Genomic DNA, 18,582 nt, shown 5'->3' on the forward strand with positions numbered 1-18,582 from the left:
ATATAGAAAAGAAACGGCATATCCCTTTATGAAAACGGATATGCCGTTTATAATATGTATAAAGTTTTTATATATAGGAGTTGAAACAGCATGAGTATGAAATTAGTCATTCTCGGCTTACTACTCGAAGGAGATAAACATCCATATGAAGTGCAGCACATCATGAAAGAAAGACAAATGGACTGTTACATTAAATATGCAAAAGGATCACTTTACTATGCCTTTGAGCAATTAGAAAAACAAGGGGCAATTCGTGTTACAACTATTGTTCGAGATACAAATAGACCAGATAAAACAATTTTTCATATAACAGACGAAGGTAAGCGGTTATTTCACACATTACTATTAAAACAATTCGAGGCAAAAAATCAAATATATAAACCAATTTATTCGGCACTCTCTTTCGCTCATTTTGGTGATGACCAAGAGTTAGTTCCGATTTTAGAAAAAAAGAAAAATGACACCATTCAATATTTACATAATATGCAAACTGTATATGATAGTAGCAAAGGACACATCCCACGTGCACAGCGATATATTTTGCAAAGCGTTATTGAACATATTACAGTCGAATTGCAATGGTTAAACACCCTTCTTGCAGATGCTGTTGCCGGTCGACTTTCAGAAATTGATATTGATACGGATTAAACTTTTAAAATAGAAACTGTAAAATGACAATATAGTTATTTTATTTCAAAGTCTAAAACAAGTATAACCCCATTCTAATTTAGGTTGAGGTTATGCTTGTTTAATTTTCTATATAAGATAAACCAATTATTTAATAACATAACTGGCATCTTATGTATGTATAGGTACCCATTTCTTTATAAATTTAATTGCACTTTATTTCAATTCTCCTCATGTCTCTTCACTCTAAAAAATCAGAAAAATACAAATAATTAAAATAAAAAACTTTAGAATTTTCTTATTTCAAAACAGTAGACAAAATTCCAAAAATTGTGTTAGAATTTGTTTCAATATCATATCGCTTGTTAAATTCCTTTCAAAAGGAAAATGGGTACACGAACAGTTTGTTTCGTGTTTAAAAGGGAAGCTTGGTGAAACTCCAACACGGTCCCGCCACTGTAAATGCTGAGATTTCTTTTTAATGCCACTGTGAAAACGGGAAGGTGAAAGAAATCATATGAAGCATAAGTCAGGAGACCTGCCTGTTTTAACAACACTGATAGATTCACGGATGATGATGAGGTGTTAAAACAAAAAGGAAGGCTTATTTTCTATGCCTATATGCTTTTTGTTATAGGTATTTCCTAGTAAACGGAAATGCTTACTTTCAATTAGGGAGGAATTTGAAATGGCAATTCAAACAAGTAACTTAGGTTATCCACGTATCGGACTACAACGAGAGTGGAAAAAAACATTGGAAGCTTTTTGGTCTAATAAAATTGATGAAGAACAATTTTTAACAACAATGAAAGAAATTCGTCTTCAACACGTTAAAGCACAGCAAGAAAAAGGGATTGAACTTATTCCAATTGGCGACTTTACATATTACGATCACGTTTTGGATACTGCTTATATGCTAGGATTTATCCCATCACGTTTTTCTCAGTTTACATCTTACCTTGATGTATATTTCGCAATGGCGCGTGGCTCTAAAGATCACGTAGCTTCCGAAATGACAAAATGGTTTAACACAAACTATCATTATATCGTTCCAGAATATGAAGAGGGATTACAAATCTCTTTAAAAGATAATCGTCCACTTCGCTTATACGAAGAGGCAAAACAAGAATTAGGAGTAGATGGAAAACCTGTTATTTTAGGACCATATACTTTCTTGAAATTAGCTAAAGGCTATACACAAGAGCAATTTGCTACTATTTTAAAACAGTTAGTTGCACCTTACGTACAACTGCTTTCAGAACTACATGCAGCTGGTGCACAAATCATTCAAGTTGATGAACCGATTTTCGCTTCTTTAACGAAAGAAGAAGTTCAACAAGCAAAAGAAATTTATGAAGCTATTCGTAAAGAAGTTCCAAATGCGAATCTTCTTTTACAAACATATTTTGATAGTGTAGAAGAAAACTATGAAGAAATCATTACATTCCCAGTATCAAATATTGGATTAGATTTCATTCATGGTAAAGAAGGTAATCTACATGCTATTTCAAAATATGGATTCCCAGCTGATAAAACTTTAGCTGTTGGTTGTATAGATGGCCGTAACATTTGGAGAGCCGATCTTGATGAAGTTCTTACGTTATTTACAACGTTACAAAAACAAGTCCAAACGAAAAACTTCATCGTTCAGCCTTCTTGTAGCTTATTGCATACGCCAATCGATAAAACAGAAGAAACTCACTTATCGACTGAGCTATTTGACGCGTTGGCATTTGCAAATCAAAAATTAGAAGAGTTAGTTCTTATTCATTCCGCTCTAACTCAAGGTACAGAAAGCATTCGTAATGAGCTGGAAACATATCGAAATGTACATCATACAATTCGTTCATCTGCTGCACGTAACCGAGAAGATGTCAAAGCAGCACGAACAGCACTAAAAGAAGAAGATTTTTCACGACCTCTTCCATTTGAAAAACGATATGAATTGCAACAAGTTGCTTTGAAGTTACCGTTGTTACCAACAACAACTATCGGTAGCTTCCCGCAAACAACTGAAGTTCGCCAAACGCGAAAAGAATGGCGTAACGGTGTTATTTCAAATGAACAATATGAACAATTTATTGAAAAAGAGACAGAAAAATGGATTCGTTACCAAGAAGAAATTGGTCTTGATGTTCTTGTACATGGTGAGTTTGAAAGAACTGACATGGTCGAATATTTTGGTGAACGCCTTGCTGGTTTCTCATTCACTAAAAACGGTTGGGTGCAATCATACGGTTCCCGCTGCGTAAAACCACCTGTTATTTATGGTGATGTAGCCTTTATTAACGGAATGACTATTAAGGAAACTGTTTATGCACAAAGCTTAACAGAGAAAGTTGTAAAAGGCATGTTAACTGGACCTGTTACGATTTTAAATTGGTCCTTCGTTCGAAATGACATTCCAAGAAAAGAAGTTTCATATCAAATTGCATTAGCTCTTCGTCATGAAATTGAACTACTTGAATCTTCCGGAATTCGAGTAATTCAAGTCGATGAGCCAGCACTTCGTGAAGGAATGCCACTAAAAGAAAAAGATTGGGACGCTTATATTACATGGGCAGTACAATCCTTCCTTTTAGCCACTTCATCTGTAGCAAATGAAACACAAATTCATACTCATATGTGTTACAGTAACTTCGAAGATATCGTTGATGCGATTCGCGCATTAGATGCAGATGTGATTTCTATCGAAACATCAAGAAGTCACGGTGAATTTATTGATACATTAAAACATACAACATATGAAAAAGGCATCGGTCTAGGTGTATATGATATTCATAGCCCACGTGTACCAAGTAAAGATGAAATGTATAAAATCGTAGAACAATCTTTAAAAGTATGCGATCCTAAATATTTCTGGATTAATCCTGATTGTGGTTTAAAAACGAGAAGAACAGAAGAAGTTATTCCAGCTTTAGAGCACATGGTGCAAGCGGCAAAAGACGCTCGTTCCTTGCTAAAAACAAACGCATAATAAAAATGGGGTATCCTTTTTGAGGATACCCCATTCTTTATTCTTTACTTTCAAAAAAGAATTCATATTGTATTTTATATAATTCATCATCCGTTGGTTCTTCAAGGGGTGTTGCCTGTAATACAACCGTATACTCACCATTTGGAATAGGAATTTGAAATTTATTTGAAAGAATACTTGTTACAACGATACATTCATTTTCAACTGTAAAAGGAACTGTAACCGTTCTAATTACTTCTTCTTTCTCAATATGTTTCCCTGGGGTCACTTTTACTTCACAAGTATAATCAGAAAGTGCTTCAAAAATAACAGTTCCATCCGTCTTCGCATAACCTCTCTCAAAATCTTCATCCGTCCAGTCAACGTAAGGCTGATCACCGTCATAGTTCATCAACATTAATTGCGAATACGAAATTGTTAACTCCATCGTTTCCCTCCTCCTTCATTATGAAATATACAACTACTACTTTACGTCAAATTTTACACGCGTACCATCTGGGTATTTATCTAACTTATTTCCTACCCAAGAGCCTGCTCCGCGATTATCTGCTGGACTTATATATTCGATGTGCGCTCCTTTTCCGCCTTCTTTACACATCGCCATTGGCCATTCATCACGATCATACCCTTTTTTTGATGGGTATGGAGCTAACGATAATTTTCTTCTATCCGCAGCGCCACCACGGTCGATTGTACACACTTCTGAATGCCCTTCTTTTATAGCATCCGTAATATGTTTCCCTGTCTCTGGGTATCGATCTTTCGGAAATTCTAGAACTTGATCATACGCATTTGTTTTTTTAATACTTGTTTCCTCTGGAACAAGCACTTCATACACCGCTACTACAATAGAAAGAATTGCAATAATTGAAATGATAATACCTTTTAATTGCTTCATGTATACCTCCATGATTCTACCAGTTTCTTTTCCTCAGTTATTATAACAAACTTCTCCTGTATATGTTTTCAGACATTATTTTAGCTCTTCTTCGCCATTCCGCCAAAAACTCTCATTTTTCTTCATCTTTTCACTAATGCTGTAGAAAACTAATAACCTTCCGACATTCTTTTTCAAAGGAAGTCCTCATAAAAGATTGAAATGATATATACGATACTTTTTGGGGAGGAAATATTATGGAAGCTACCTATAAAACGAAAGATGTGACGAATAAAACAGGCATCCCAAAACATATAGTCCGCAAATATAGTCAACTGTTAGAAGAACATGGTTATATAATTTCCAAAACAGCTGATGCTCGTATTTATAAACTTGATGATTTAAAACTATTGAAATCTATACATGAAAGAGCTGCTACATTGCAGGAAGATATTTCAGAAACGATACCAATTATTTTAAAAGAAAAAGAGGCCCCACCTGTACCAGTTATACAAAATACGCAAGAAATACAACCGAAAGAAAAAGAAGATGGGCGCAACTTCGAGGAATTCATGTTAAAACTTGAAATGCTCGCTCAACTAAATGAAGCCATTATTCATCAAAATTCTACCCTTATTACCCAAAATCGTTTAAAAGATGAAAAGCTAGATGAGTTGATGCAACAAGTTTATGTAAAAGAAGGATCTCAGGAAAAAATGCTACAAGAGTTAGTGGATCATGCCGCTCAAACAGATGCTCTGCAAAAAGAAAAGATGGACTTATTAATGAATCATATGTATAAACGAGAATCTAAACAAGAAGAAAAAATGAATAAACTCGTAAATCAAATTTATAATAAAGATAGCAACCGTGATGCACAACTTATGCAAGTAATTCGCGAAATTCAAGAAACAAAAAGATTAGTCGCCGCTTCAAAAGAACAAAGCTTTTTCCAATCATTTAGAAGTTTATTTAGCCGAACAAAACAAGAAAAAACAACTGAATAGCATAATATATTTTTTCTAATATAAAATAAAAAGTTACCTTCTATCGGTAACTTTTATTCCTTATTTCTTACAGCTGGCAATATAATAATCGCTTCAGTTCCTTTCCCACTTTCACTTTTATATTCCAGCGTACCATTATGCGCTTGTAAAATACTAAATGTTACCATTAGTCCTAATCCTGTCCCTTTTTCTTTTAAAGAATAATACGGTTGTCCGAGCCTTGCTAATTGTTCTTTCGTCATTCCAACACCACTATCTTTAACTCTTATTACAATCGTTTCATCTTTTTGTATAGCCGTTACTTTTAAATATCCTTTATTTCCTTGAATTGCTTCAATACCATTTTTAACAACATTCATAATAGCTTGCTTCAATTTCGTTTTATCACCGATCGTATAAAGACTTTCAGAAATCTCAACTTGCAAATATACACCTTGCATCGCTGCAAATGATGACATAAGAGTCGTCATTTCTATTAATTGAGCTGATAAGCAAATATGTTCTTTTTTCTCAATTTGTGGCCTTGCTAAATTTAAATAATCTGAAATAATTTGTTCTGCCCGGTCCAATTCAGCTAATACGAGACGCATATAATCCTTGTTCTTCACATCTTCCGTACTTTCTAGCAATTGAATAAAACCACGAACAACAGTGAGCGGATTTCGAACCTCATGTGCAACACTTGCTGCTAACTCACTTACAATATTAAGTTTCTCTGACTTTTGCATCTCTGTACGTAGTATTGCATTTTCATTTAAATATTCTGTTAAGTACACCTGAAATACCATTGTCATAACCATAATAAGCGAAGCAAATATATATCCGCTATATAAGTGCGAAACATATGGTGTAAACCCCGTTTCTAACAGAACGTTAATCATACCAATCACTAAAGAAACAAGTACGTACAATGATGAAATCATAAATGCTAAAATTAGCTTCTTATCCCTTGAAAATAGAGACCATTTCTTTGATAAAAATAATGGAACTATCAATAGAAATATTACTTCTATGACTGGAAGAAGGTTTATGCCCTTTAGCGCCCATTCATAGATAACAAAAATAACGGCCGGGATTAAACCAACAATCCCACCATATAAAAAACCACTAACAATTGGGATTGGGTGAAAGTTATACCCGCAAACGTCCCCAAAACAAATAGAATATGTCATAGAGAGAACGAGTGTAATGCTAGATAAAAACATAATAAAGTAGCGGTTCGGCTTCGGAGGCATTTCTTGATAACGATTTAAACGAATCGCTTCGTATAAAAATAGTGGCAAAATAATGATTGCAATTTGGATCATTAAATCACGGATAAGCTCCATAGCCTCTCATCCCCTATATGTATTTTGATATGATTATATCATTTTACAGGTTTGTTTGTTTTAAAATTTTGATTTTTCTTAACATATTTGTTAATTCTTTGTTAACAACACATAATAATTGTTACAGATTTTCGAAATGAATGTAAACCCTGTACCAAATTTCTGCCCGACAGTATACAATGAATACGGATTACAAAGAAAATAAAAAATACTTCATAAGACGGACAACTATAGCAAAATACAGCATATAATCCATACTATCTATGTTTACAAATAAGTGATCATTATTTTAGTAGGAGGAAGATAAATATGGCGGGTACTACGCTTGTTTTAAAAGAAGAAAATTTGGTCGTTCTAGAAAACGTTGAAAAATCAGTGTATGAAGAGTTACAGCATAAAACAGGAGAAGAAAATTGCACATGCGCTGTGAATGAATCAGTTGTTCACCTTGGCAAAGTATCCTCTGTACTTTGGAATGAAGATGAAATAGATTGGGAATACGGATATTAAAAAGTCGCTTACAGCGGCTTTTTTTCTATTATTCCTCTCTTTCTACATACCATATACGCAAGCGAAATGATAGAAAATATGTTAAAATGAACTTAATTTTCAAACGGAAGAAAGGGAGATACAATGGAACAATTCATTAACCCTAGAGTAAAGGACATCCAAATTTCTGGAATCCGTCAATTCTCTAACATGATTCAAAACTATGATAATCTTATCTCTTTAACAATTGGACAACCTGATTTTCCTACACCTTCTCTCGTAAAAGAAGCGGCAAAACGGGCTATTACAGAAAATTATACAAGCTATACACATAACGCTGGTTTACTAGAGTTACGCAAGGCAGCTTGTAACTTTGTAAAAGATAACTATGATTTACATTATTCACCTGAAAACGAAACCATCGTTACAATCGGTGCTAGTGAAGCAATTGATGTTGCATTTCGAACGATTTTAGAGCCAGGAACAGAAGTCATTTTACCTGCCCCTATTTATCCAGGGTACGAACCGATTATTCGATTATGCGGCGCAACACCTATTTTTATCGATGTTCGTGAAACTGGCTTCCGTTTAACAGCCGAAGCACTGGAAAAGGCCATTACAGAAAAAACAAGATGCGTCGTACTGCCGTATCCTTCTAATCCAACTGGTGTAACTTTATCAAAAGAAGAACTACAGGATATTGTAGATGTTTTAAAAGATAAAAATATTTTCGTTCTTTCTGATGAAATTTATAGCGAACTTGTATATGAACAGACACATACATCGATCGCTCATTTCCCAGAAATGCGTGAAAAGACTATCGTCATTAACGGTTTATCAAAATCGCATTCTATGACTGGCTGGCGTATCGGTCTATTATTCGCACCAAACTATTTAGCTGGGCATATATTAAAAGTTCATCAATACAACGTAACGTGCGCTACTTCAATCGCTCAATATGCTGCAATTGAAGCTTTAACAGCTGCTAAAGATGCACCAAAAATGATGCGTCATCAATACAAAAAACGACGTGATTACGTATATAATAGACTTATTCAAATGGGCTTAACAGTTGAAAAGCCAACAGGTGCATTTTACTTATTCCCATATGTTGGCCATTTAACATCTTCATCATTTGATTTTGCACTTGATCTTGTGAAAGAAGCTGGACTTGCCGTCGTTCCTGGAACAGCATTCTCTGAATATGGTGAAGGCTACCTTCGCTTATCCTATGCATATAGTATTGAAACTTTAAAAGAAGGCTGTGACCGTTTAGAAGCCTTTCTACAACAAAAAGCTAAGAGTTAAACTCTTAGCTTTTTTTATGCATAATGATCGCAAGTTTGACGCTTCAGTAATTTATGCGGAATAATGATACACTTTGCAGTAGACTCCGCATTCTCTACTTTATCAACTAAAGCTTTTGCTGCCTCATATCCTAGCTGATATATATTCACGTCAACTGTTGAAAGCGGAGGACTCGCAATTTCTGATAATAAAGCATTATTAAAGCTTACAATTGAAACATCCTTCGGTACAACGAATCCTTTTTTAGAAAGTGCACTTAGCACACCAAGTCCAATCAAGTCATCCGTTGCCATAATTGCTGTCGGTGGTTGCTTTAGCCCCATTAATTCCTCCACGGCTTGTTGACCACTTTCTCTTGAAAAATCAAAATGTAAAATATACTCTTTCGGCAATACAATGTCTGCTAATTTTAAAGCATCACTCATACCAGCCAAACGATCTCTCGTCACAAGTAAATCTGATCCACCGCCGATGAACGCGATTTGTTTATGACCTAATGAAATCAAATATTCTGCTACTTCTCTTGCAGCTGTATAATTGTCATTATCTACATATGTAATTTCTTCTTTACGATCATATGGTTTCCCGATTAATACGAACGGGAAATTTTGTTTATGTAAATATTGAATAATCCGATCATTCTCTCTTGAATATAAAAGAATAATGCCACCAATTTGGCGCCCCTGCACCATCTTTACAACACCATTAAAAATTTCATCTTCCGTTTCACCTGTCGACATATAAAGCGCATACCCTTCCACATGTGCAAACGAACTAATTCCTCTTATAACTTCTGGGAAAAACGGATTTTGAAAAGCTTTACTTGCAGAACTTGGCATAACAAGGCCAAGTGTTTTTGTTGTTTGGTTAGCTAGGTTTCTTGCGTTTAAATTAGGATGATACCCTAGTTCACTCATTACTTTCCGAACACGACGCTTTGTTTTTTCACTTATACTTGGATTATCAGCAATTACACGAGAAACGGTAGATGGTGCTACATTCGCCTTCTTCGCCACATCTTTAATTGTAACTGTCATAAAAATCCCCCTCCTTTCACTTCTCTGCCATTTTATATATTTTCATCTTGCACCCGTTGCAAGTAATAGGGGAAGTCATAAACTTTCATTGATTCTATCTTGTAAAACCTATCATATTCTCCCTCTCCATGTATTGTAAGGGATAGAGCTCTTTTTTCCTATACTATAATATACTATTTATTTCACTTCTTTTCATCTCCCTATAAAATGTTTTATAGGAAGATGAAAAGAAAAATGGGACATAATGTCCCATTTTTCATCCTTTCGTACCTCCAGCAGTTAAACCAGAGATAAAGTATTTTTGTAGTGATAGGAATAAAATTGAAATTGGGATTGCAATCAATACGGAACCCGCTGCGAACGTTGTAAATTCATTCCCAAATTTCTTCGCCACCATTTCATATAATCCAACTGCTAACGTATAATTTTCTGGTGTGCGCAAAATAATACTCGCTAAAATAAAATCTGTAAATGGGCCGATGAAAGTAAATAACGCTACAACCGCTACGATTGGCTTTGCAAGTGGCATAATGATTTGCCAAAAAATACGAAAATGCCCTGCTCCATCCATACGAGCTGACTCATCCAATTCTTTCGGAATCGTATCAAAATACCCTTTCATAAGCCATGTGTTCATTGGAATTGCCCCGCCTACATAAATTAAAATTAATGCAAGGTGCGTATCAATTAATCCTGTTAACTGTGCTAATACGTATAAAGCGATTAACGCTGCAAAGTTTGGAATCATTTGCAAAATTAAAAATGTTAATAAACCATTTTTTCTTCCAACAAAACGGTATCTCGAAAATGCATAAGCAGTAAAACTAATTGCTAACACTGAAAAAATCATCGTTAAAACACTTACTTTTAATGTGTTTTTATACCATAGTAAATAATTACTATTCTCTAAATCTAATAACTTACGATAATGATCTAGTGTTGCATTTTGCGGAATAATACTTGATCCAGATAAACTATCACCCGGATTAAACGATGAGCCAATAATCCATAATAATGGATAGAAAATGATGGCACACATTACGAAAATAACGAGATAACTTAATGAGAGACGTAACATCTTTTGTCTTTTAATATTCATTTACATCATATCCTCTTCTTGGAATGATTTTGTTCTCTTAAATTGCCATAACGCAACTGTAATAACGATTAACGATAAGATCATTGTAAGAGCTGCTGCTTTTCCGTACTGCGCGGAAGTCATCGTTAACTTATAAATCCATGAAATTAAAATATCTGTTCCACCTGCGTCTTGTCCAGCTACAGCAGGACCTCCGCCGTTAAATAGATAGATGATACTAAAGTTATTAAAGTTAAACGTATATTGCGTAATTAATATTGGTGCTGTTGCATATAGAACAAGTGGCAATGTAATTTTACGAAACTGTTGCCAAGCTGTAGCTCCATCTACTGTAGCCGCTTCGTATAATTCTCCTGGAATCGATTGCAGTATACCTGTTGTCATTGCAAAGACGAACGGGAATCCAAGCCACGTTTGAATCATAATTAAAGCAATCTTCGCCCAAAATGGATCTGTCATCCAAGCAATCTTTTCAATTCCGAATAAAGCTAATACTTGATTGTTAATCGCTCCAAATGTTTCATTAAACATACCAGAGAAAACAAGAATAGATACGAATGCTGGGACCGCCCACGGTAAAATGAAGATTGTTCGAATAATCGCCTTCCCTTTAATACCAGGCTGATTTACGATAATCGCTAAGAAAATACCAAGTGCAACTTGTAATGTCGTTGCAACGAATGTCCAGATGACAGTCCAAGAAAATACACTTAAAAACGTTTCTCTCCACATCGGTAATGTAAAGATATCAATAAAGTTTTTAAATCCTACCCAATCTACTAATTTAGCTGGAGGAGAATGATATAAATCATAGTTCGTAAATCCAATTAAAATTACGAAAATGATTGGAAATACAACGACAAAGATAAGTAATAAAAACCCTGGTGAAACCATTAAATACGGAAAACCTTGGTCTAGTAAATTACGGTATTGCTCTTTTACAGAGTTTAACGGTGTTCCTATATCCCGTTTCTTTCCGTTTTGGTATGCATCATATAAATTAAATGCATATATTCCGAGTCCAAACACGATGACAATGAGTGCCAAGATTCCTTCTACTAATAGAAAGACAGAATGGTCACGTGGAACTTCTGTACCAAGCGTTACAATTCCCCATAATCCCATATTTAATAAATCAGCAAAGGCTACAATAAATGAACCTGTTAATACTAGAAAAATAAGACCTTTTACAAATTGTTTATTATACATTTGGCCCACGCCTGGAATGATTGATAACATGGTTGCCATTTTCCTATGTTTTGAACCGTTTAAGCCGTTTGCTGGTTCCATAGATGTTTGCATGTTCCTTCCCCCTTTTTTCTTGGGAGAGAATTCGTGCCCCTCATATTAGAGGCACGAATTTCACCTTATTTTTTCTTACTATGATTTGCCTCAATATTACCTTTAATTTGCTTCACTGCATTATCAAGTGCTGCTTTTGGTGCCTCTTTATCCGTAACAACTAATTGAAGCGCATCTCCAGCTGGTTTCCATACTTCTTGCATTTCTGGAATGTTTGGCATTGGAATTCCATTTTCAGATTGTGTTGCAACTGCTTTTGCAGCTTCGTTATCTTTAATAATTGGATCTTCCATTACTGCTTTTACTGGAGGAATTTCTTTCGTCTTCTCAAATCGAATTTTTGCGTTTTCTTCATTCGTTACCCATTCAGTGAACTTTGTAGCTAAATCATTTTGTTTAGAGAAACTTGTTACATGCCATCCTTTAACCCCAACAAACGTTTTCATTGGTTGACCATTTGGTAATTTCGGCATTGGAGCAACGCCATAATCAATTCCGTTCTTTTCCATTGCTTGGAACGCCCAAGGGCCGTTCATGATAGATGCTGCTTTTCCTTCATTAAATAGCCCATCAGCAGCAGGTCCACCAGATTCACCGATAATACCTTTCGGGAATAACTTTTCTTTGTACCATTTTTGAAGATACTCAGCACCTTGTACTGCTCCGCTATTATTTAATCCAACATCACTTGCATTTGGCTTTCCATCTTTTTCACCAAACACATAACCACCCATACCTGCCATGAATGCATTAGCAAAGTAGAAGTTATCTCCTAATGCTAAAAATCCGTACTTGCCATCTTTCGTAAATTCTTTTGAGAAGTTAAACAGCTCGTCCATCGTTTCTGGCGCTTTTGGCATTAGTTTTTTATTGTAAATAAAGACTGGTGTCTCAATTGCTTTTGGTAAACCATATAATTTTCCGTTATATGTCTGTGCTTCTATTGATGAATCAGTAAATTTACTCTTTACAGCATCATCAGCTTTCACTTCAGAAAGTAAACCTTCTGTTACTGCATTTCCGATTTGATCATGTGGCAATGTTACAACATCTGGTCCCGTCCCCGCTGGTCCATCAAGGCGTAACTTCTTCACTTGATCTGTCATTTGCATTTCAACAACTTTTACTTTTACTTTATATTTTTCCTCAAAGCTTTTCACTGCTGGTTCTAAACCAACACCTTTTTTATCATCTTCCCAAACGAGTAGATCGTAATCTTTCTTTGCTTTACTTTCTTCTTTTTTCCCTGAATCTTTCGGTCCACATGCAGATAACATACCAATTGATAATGCTGAAACCGTTAATAATGATAATGCTTTCTTCATCCCAAAAACCTCCCTGAATTGTATATGTACCTTACTAATTGAAAACGTTTGCATTGAATAGTTTAATAGAAGCGCAAACGATATCTCAATCTATGAAAACGTTTGCGCTATTTGTCTATCATTATACATTCTTTTATTCATTTTGCAAATATTAATTTTTAAAATATTATTACTACACTCTTTATAGATTGACTTTATATGAAATGAATACTACTCTTATAAGCAATATTAAAGCTATGCAAAAAGCAATCGTTTGCAACATATGCTTTATTATTATACTTAAGGGAACAATATGCATAGAGATAGTAAAGGGGGATTTTTTATATGCTTAAAGACGCCATCTATCATAGGCCAAAAGATAATTACGCATACGCTTACGATGAAAAAACGATTCATATCCGAATACGTACGAAAAGAGACGATGTTCAAAGCACCAATCTTATTTATGGTGATCCTTATGAATGGACAGACGGGAAGTGGATTTCTTCAAGTGCACCGATGAAAAAAACTGGTTCTACTGCATTATTTGATTATTGGTCCATTTCCATCGAGCCAAAATTTAAGCGCTTACGTTATGGATTTGAATTAAAAGCAGAGACAGAAACGCTTATTTATGCAGAACGCGGATTTTTTTCTAGCATTCCAAATGATGACGTTGGTAACTTTTTCTGTTTTCCATTTATTCATGCAAATGATGTATTCAAAGCACCTTCCTGGATTAAAGATACTGTTTGGTATCAAATTTTCCCAGAACGGTTCGCTAATGGAGATCATACGTTGAATCCAGAAAACACCCTTCCTTGGGGAAGCGCTGAACCAACTCCAACTAATTTTTTCGGCGGAGATTTTGCTGGTATTATGCAAAACCTCGATTACCTTGTTAAGCTTGGAATTTCGGGAATATATTTCACACCTATTTTCAAAGCACATTCAAACCATAAATATGACACAATTGACTACATGGAAATCGATCCGCAATTTGGCACAAAAGAAACATTCAAAGAACTCGTTGAGGCATGTCATACACACGGTATAAAAGTAATGCTCGATGCCGTATTCAATCACAGTGGATACTTTTTCGATAAATTTCAAGACGTACTAGAAAATGGTGAACAGTCAGCATATAAAGAATGGTTTCATATTCATGAGTTCCCAATTAGAACTGAGCCACTTCCGAATTATGATACTTTCGCGTTTACACCGTATATGCCGAAATTAAACACTGCACACCCGGATGTAAAAGAATACTTACTTGAAGTAGGGCGTTATTGGGTAAAAGAATTCAATATAGACGGTTGGCGCCTTGATGTAGCAAATGAAGTCGACCATAAATTTTGGAGAGAGTTCCGAAGTGAGATAAAAGCATTAAATTCTGAAGTATATATTTTAGGAGAAATTTGGCACGATGCACTTCCTTGGCTACAAGGAGATCAATTTGATGCTGTAATGAGCTACCCTGTTACAAACGCTCTACTGTCTTACTTTGCTAACAATTCCATTAAGGCAAATGAATTTATGAAACAAATTATAGAATCTCTACATTCCTACTCTATGAATGTAAATGAAGCAGCATTTCATTTATTAGACAGCCATGATACACCAAGAATATTGACAACATGTAACGGAGATAAAAATAAGTTAAAGTTACTTTATGTATTCCACCTTTCTTTCATCGGCTCTCCTTGTATTTATTATGGAGACGAAATTGGTATGGATGGCGGTATGGACCCTGATTGCCGCAAATGTATGGTTTGGGATACGAAAGAACAAGATCATCTATTATTTACACATGTACAAACATTAATTTCGTTACGAAAGCAATATAAAGCATTTGGAGGACATGGTACTTTCCAATTCATTGAAGCAAATGATGAACATAATTATATTTCTTATACAAAAACATATGAAGATGAAACTATCTTTTTCGTTTTAAATCCGACTAATAGTGATATTACAGCTTCACTGCCTCTCCATGTTACTGGAAAGAAAATCATTAATATTTATACAAACGAAGAATTTTCAGCGGAAGCAAGTGTATTACAAGTTACACTTCCTCCATATGGATTCTCCATATTAAAATGGTAACCAAAAAAATCCTTATACCAAAGTGGTATAAGGATTTTTCTTATTTCAATTTGAACACGATTGCTTCATACGGACGTAATGTCATGTTATCTATCGGTCCATTCTCTACGTCGTAATTGTGTATAAATAACTCTGCTTCACTATAACTAATGTCCTCAGGCAATTCAAATACACATTCTTCCGCAGTAAAGTTTGCAATAACAAGAAGTTTTTCTTCTCCATACGTTCTTACATATGCAAAAATAGATGGATTATTCTCCAATATTAAATCATATGATCCATACACAACTATTTCGTTATTTTTGCGTAACTCAATTAATTTTTTATAATAATAAAAAATTGAATCTTTATTTTGGATCGCTTGTTTCACATTGATTTCTTTATAGTTAGGGTTTACCGTAATCCAGGGCTCACCTGTTGTGAATCCAGCATGATCTTTATCATCCCACTGCATCGGTGTTCTAGCATTATCTCTGCCTTTTATATAAATAGACTGCATCACTTTATCTATATTTTCACCGCGCTCTATCACTTTTTCCTTATACATATTTAATGTTTCAATATCTCGATATTCATCAATCGATTCAAATCGAACATTTGTCATTCCGATTTCTTCGCCTTGATAAATATAAGGTGTTCCTTTCATCATATGAAGCACCGTCGCTAACATTTTCGCAGATTCAATGCGATACATTCCATCATTACCAAAACGCGATACAACACGAGGCTGATCATGGTTATTCCAATACAGACTATTCCAGCCTGTATGTTCTAATGCTTTTTGCCACTTCGTTAAATTCTCTTTTAAAGTAAGAAGTGAACATGGTTTTACATCCCATTTTCCGCCTTCTCCTGAGTCTAAATCCATATGTTCAAATTGGAATACCATCTGCAGTTCTTTTCGTTCTTCCCCGGTATACAATTTCGCTTCTTCTGTCGTTACACCAGGCATTTCACCAACCGTCATAATATCATAATGAGACAATACTTCTTCATTCATTTCATGTAAATATTTATGAATGTTTGGACCGTTCATAAAATACTTATGACCTGAAACATACCCCTCTTCTTCTGTTTCAACAGCTGGTAATCCCTCTTCTTTAGAAATAAAATTAATAACATCCATACGGAAGCCATCAATTCCTTTTTCTAACCAAAACTTCATCATTTCATAAACATCTTGTCTTACCTTTTCATTATCCCAATTTAAATCTGGCTGTTTTTTAGAAAACAGATGTAAATAATATTCATCTGTCATTTCATCATACTGCCATGCAGATCCGCTAAACGCTGCTCCCCAGTTATTCGGCTCTTTTCCTTCTTTTCCAGGGCGCCATATATAGTAATCTCTATATTTATTATCTTTTGATTTACGTGATTCAATAAACCAATTATGTTCATCAGAAGTATGATTAACAACTAAGTCCATCATAAGTTTCATATTACGTTCATGCATTTCATGTAATAGCTCATCCCAATCTTCCATTGTTCCGAACTCATTCATAATTTTACAATAATCACTTATATCATAACCATTATCATCATTTGGAGATTCATAGACTGGTGATAACCAAATTACATCAATCCCTAATTCTTTTAAGTAATCTAACTTTGAAATAATACCGCGAAGATCCCCGATGCCATCACCGTTGCTATCCATAAAGCTACGAGGATAAATTTGATATACTACGCTTTCTTTCCACCACTGTTTTTCCATTATGCTACCCCATTTCATTCATAATTCGATTTTCTCTTTTTCAAGGCGCAAACGTTTTCATTAATGAATGATAACAGATTCTATCTTAATTTAAAATAGCGCTTACAACTTTTATTCTTATTTTTCTAAGAAAACATACGAAATTTACTAATATTATTCCAATTCATGAAAACGTTTTATTTTTTTGTTTATTTTTTGAATCTATTCGTTTATAATGAACTCAAAGAAAACGTTTGCATAATTATTTCTAGGGGGAAATACCATGGCAGAACTGAAATTAGAAAACATTTATAAAATATATGATAATAATGTAACAGCTGTAACAGACTTCAATTTACACATTCAAGATAAAGAATTTATCGTATTTGTCGGTCCTTCTGGATGCGGAAAATCTACAACATTACGAATGGTTGCTGGACTAGAAGATATTTCAAAAGGAGAGTTTTCAATTGATGGTAAGCTAATGAATGATGTCCCTCCAAAAGATCGCGATATCGCAATGGTCTTCCAAAACTATGCCCTATATCCACATATGAGTGTATATGATAATATGGCATTTGGATTAAAACTTAGAAAAATACCAAAAGATGAAATTGATCGTCGTGTAAAAGATGCAGCAAAAATTTTAGGACTGGAACAATATTTAGATAGAAAACCGAAAGCATTATCTGGTGGACAACGTCAACGTGTTGCGTTAGGGAGAGCAATCGTTCGAGACGCGAAAGTGTTCTTAATGGATGAGCCATTATCTAACTTAGACGCTAAATTACGTGTTGCAATGCGCTCAGAAATTTCTAAGTTACACCACCGCCTTGGTACGACAACAATTTATGTAACGCATGATCAAACTGAAGCGATGACAATGGCTTCTCGTCTTGTTGTTATGAAAGACGGAAAAATTCAACAAATCGGTACTCCAAAAGAAGTATATGAAACACCTGAAAACATTTTTGTTGGTGGATTTATCGGCTCTCCAGCGATGAATTTCTTCCGTGGTAAATTAACTGAAACCGATTTCGTTATAGACAATGCTGCAAAAATTAAAGTAACTGAAGGAAAAATGAAGATATTACGTGAACAAGGCTATGTAAATAAAGACATTGTTTTAGGTATTCGTCCTGAGGACATTCATGATGAACTATTATTTTTAGAAGCTTCACAATCTACTGCCTTCACAACAAAAATTGAAGTTGCTGAGTTATTAGGTGCTGAATCTATTTTATATATGAAACTTGGAAATCAAGATTTTGCAGCACGTGTTGATGCAAGACATACATTTTCACCTGGTGACCAAATTAAACTAGCATTTGATATGAATAAAGCGCATTTCTTTGATAGTCAAAACGAACAACGCATTCGTTAAAAAATAATTTTCATACAAAAAAACCGTCCACATATATTGAG

General features: G+C 34.7%; 15 protein-coding genes and 1 riboswitch. Of the genes, 7 read left to right on the plus strand and 8 right to left on the minus strand.

Annotated features, from left to right (window positions below; genetic code table 11):
* Positions 1 to 90: 90 nt before the first annotated feature.
* Positions 91 to 648 (plus strand): PadR family transcriptional regulator, encoded by a 558-nt coding sequence (locus PDQ40_RS10840; protein ID WP_000062075.1) that lies wholly within the window; start codon positions 91 to 93, stop codon positions 646 to 648.
* A 351-nt stretch (positions 649 to 999) separates the two neighbouring features.
* Positions 1,000 to 1,187: riboswitch (cobalamin riboswitch) on the plus strand.
* Positions 1,188 to 1,315: 128 nt separating this feature from the next.
* Positions 1,316 to 3,604 carry a 5-methyltetrahydropteroyltriglutamate--homocysteine S-methyltransferase gene (metE, locus tag PDQ40_RS10845; RefSeq protein WP_001007596.1) on the plus strand — a complete coding sequence of 763 codons (2,289 nt, stop codon included), beginning with the start codon at positions 1,316 to 1,318 and terminating at the stop codon, positions 3,602 to 3,604.
* A gap of 37 nt (positions 3,605 to 3,641) precedes the next feature.
* Here the strand turns inward: metE and comJ are convergent, their stop codons facing one another.
* Complete coding sequence (gene comJ, locus PDQ40_RS10850; protein WP_000424017.1) at positions 3,642 to 4,031, minus strand: competence protein ComJ; 390 nt, start codon at positions 4,029 to 4,031, stop codon at positions 3,642 to 3,644.
* A 36-nt stretch (positions 4,032 to 4,067) separates the two neighbouring features.
* Positions 4,068 to 4,502 carry a DNA-entry nuclease gene (gene nucA / locus PDQ40_RS10855; protein WP_000811499.1) on the minus strand — a complete coding sequence of 145 codons (435 nt, stop codon included), beginning with the start codon at positions 4,500 to 4,502 and terminating at the stop codon, positions 4,068 to 4,070.
* Between the two features lie 236 nt (positions 4,503 to 4,738).
* Between nucA and PDQ40_RS10860 the strand changes: the two genes are divergently transcribed.
* Positions 4,739 to 5,488, plus strand: a complete 750-nt coding sequence (locus PDQ40_RS10860; protein WP_000388462.1) for a DUF3967 domain-containing protein — start codon at positions 4,739 to 4,741, stop codon at positions 5,486 to 5,488.
* Between the two features lie 53 nt (positions 5,489 to 5,541).
* On the opposite strand, the gene kinB is transcribed toward PDQ40_RS10860, so the two are convergent.
* Positions 5,542 to 6,816 (minus strand): sporulation sensor histidine kinase KinB, encoded by a 1,275-nt coding sequence (kinB, locus tag PDQ40_RS10865; RefSeq protein WP_000420384.1) that lies wholly within the window; start codon positions 6,814 to 6,816, stop codon positions 5,542 to 5,544.
* Between the two features lie 309 nt (positions 6,817 to 7,125).
* On the opposite strand from kinB, the gene PDQ40_RS10870 reads away from it, so the two are divergent.
* Positions 7,126 to 7,326, plus strand: a complete 201-nt coding sequence (locus PDQ40_RS10870; RefSeq protein WP_000929285.1) for a hypothetical protein — start codon at positions 7,126 to 7,128, stop codon at positions 7,324 to 7,326.
* 123 nt (positions 7,327 to 7,449) lie between these two features.
* The gene (locus PDQ40_RS10875) at positions 7,450 to 8,613 is read left to right on the plus strand and encodes an aminotransferase A (protein WP_000434564.1); all 1,164 of its coding nucleotides are present in this window, start codon (positions 7,450 to 7,452) and stop codon (positions 8,611 to 8,613) included.
* A gap of 14 nt (positions 8,614 to 8,627) precedes the next feature.
* Here the strand turns inward: PDQ40_RS10875 and malR are convergent, their stop codons facing one another.
* From malR to PDQ40_RS10895, 4 genes are all read right to left on the minus strand, one after another.
* On the minus strand, positions 8,628 to 9,650 hold the full coding sequence (malR, locus tag PDQ40_RS10880) for a maltose operon transcriptional repressor MalR (protein ID WP_000219043.1): 1,023 nt from the start codon (positions 9,648 to 9,650) through the stop codon (positions 8,628 to 8,630).
* A gap of 256 nt (positions 9,651 to 9,906) precedes the next feature.
* Positions 9,907 to 10,749, minus strand: coding sequence for a maltosaccharide ABC transporter permease MalD (gene malD, locus PDQ40_RS10885; protein ID WP_001022608.1), 843 nt, complete (start codon positions 10,747 to 10,749; stop codon positions 9,907 to 9,909).
* Positions 10,750 to 12,051, minus strand: coding sequence for a maltosaccharide ABC transporter permease MalC (gene malC / locus PDQ40_RS10890; RefSeq protein ID WP_001194989.1), 1,302 nt, complete (start codon positions 12,049 to 12,051; stop codon positions 10,750 to 10,752).
* Between the two features lie 65 nt (positions 12,052 to 12,116).
* Entirely contained in the window at positions 12,117 to 13,376 is a 1,260-nt protein-coding gene (locus tag PDQ40_RS10895) for an extracellular solute-binding protein (RefSeq protein WP_000709918.1), read from the minus strand.
* Between the two features lie 324 nt (positions 13,377 to 13,700).
* Between PDQ40_RS10895 and PDQ40_RS10900 the strand changes: the two genes are divergently transcribed.
* Positions 13,701 to 15,461: an alpha-glycosidase gene (locus PDQ40_RS10900; protein WP_000910090.1), complete on the plus strand. Its 1,761-nt coding sequence runs from the start codon at positions 13,701 to 13,703 to the stop codon at positions 15,459 to 15,461.
* A gap of 40 nt (positions 15,462 to 15,501) precedes the next feature.
* Here PDQ40_RS10900 and malL read toward each other — a convergent pair whose 3' ends face one another.
* The gene (gene malL / locus PDQ40_RS10905) at positions 15,502 to 17,178 is read right to left on the minus strand and encodes an oligo-1,6-glucosidase (protein WP_000415194.1); all 1,677 of its coding nucleotides are present in this window, start codon (positions 17,176 to 17,178) and stop codon (positions 15,502 to 15,504) included.
* A gap of 262 nt (positions 17,179 to 17,440) precedes the next feature.
* Between malL and PDQ40_RS10910 the strand changes: the two genes are divergently transcribed.
* Entirely contained in the window at positions 17,441 to 18,541 is a 1,101-nt protein-coding gene (locus tag PDQ40_RS10910) for an ABC transporter ATP-binding protein (protein WP_000818923.1), read from the plus strand.
* Positions 18,542 to 18,582 lie beyond the last annotated feature (41 nt).

Origin of the sequence: Bacillus cereus group sp. Bc061 (genome assembly GCF_027715825.1) — a bacterium.
Taxonomy (GTDB): Bacteria; Bacillota; Bacilli; order Bacillales; family Bacillaceae_G; genus Bacillus_A; species Bacillus_A paranthracis.

Coding starts and splice junctions, on each gene's coding strand:
- PDQ40_RS10840 (WP_000062075.1), top strand. CDS start 91: ATGAGTATGAAATTAGTCATTCTCGGCTTACTACTCGAAGGAGATAAA.
- metE (WP_001007596.1), top strand. CDS start 1,316: ATGGCAATTCAAACAAGTAACTTAGGTTATCCACGTATCGGACTACAA.
- comJ (WP_000424017.1), bottom strand. CDS start 4,031: ATGGAGTTAACAATTTCGTATTCGCAATTAATGTTGATGAACTATGAC.
- nucA (WP_000811499.1), bottom strand. CDS start 4,502: ATGAAGCAATTAAAAGGTATTATCATTTCAATTATTGCAATTCTTTCT.
- PDQ40_RS10860 (WP_000388462.1), top strand. CDS start 4,739: ATGGAAGCTACCTATAAAACGAAAGATGTGACGAATAAAACAGGCATC.
- kinB (WP_000420384.1), bottom strand. CDS start 6,816: ATGGAGCTTATCCGTGATTTAATGATCCAAATTGCAATCATTATTTTG.
- PDQ40_RS10870 (WP_000929285.1), top strand. CDS start 7,126: ATGGCGGGTACTACGCTTGTTTTAAAAGAAGAAAATTTGGTCGTTCTA.
- PDQ40_RS10875 (WP_000434564.1), top strand. CDS start 7,450: ATGGAACAATTCATTAACCCTAGAGTAAAGGACATCCAAATTTCTGGA.
- malR (WP_000219043.1), bottom strand. CDS start 9,650: ATGACAGTTACAATTAAAGATGTGGCGAAGAAGGCGAATGTAGCACCA.
- malD (WP_001022608.1), bottom strand. CDS start 10,749: ATGAATATTAAAAGACAAAAGATGTTACGTCTCTCATTAAGTTATCTC.
- malC (WP_001194989.1), bottom strand. CDS start 12,051: ATGCAAACATCTATGGAACCAGCAAACGGCTTAAACGGTTCAAAACAT.
- PDQ40_RS10895 (WP_000709918.1), bottom strand. CDS start 13,376: ATGAAGAAAGCATTATCATTATTAACGGTTTCAGCATTATCAATTGGT.
- PDQ40_RS10900 (WP_000910090.1), top strand. CDS start 13,701: ATGCTTAAAGACGCCATCTATCATAGGCCAAAAGATAATTACGCATAC.
- malL (WP_000415194.1), bottom strand. CDS start 17,178: ATGGAAAAACAGTGGTGGAAAGAAAGCGTAGTATATCAAATTTATCCT.
- PDQ40_RS10910 (WP_000818923.1), top strand. CDS start 17,441: ATGGCAGAACTGAAATTAGAAAACATTTATAAAATATATGATAATAAT.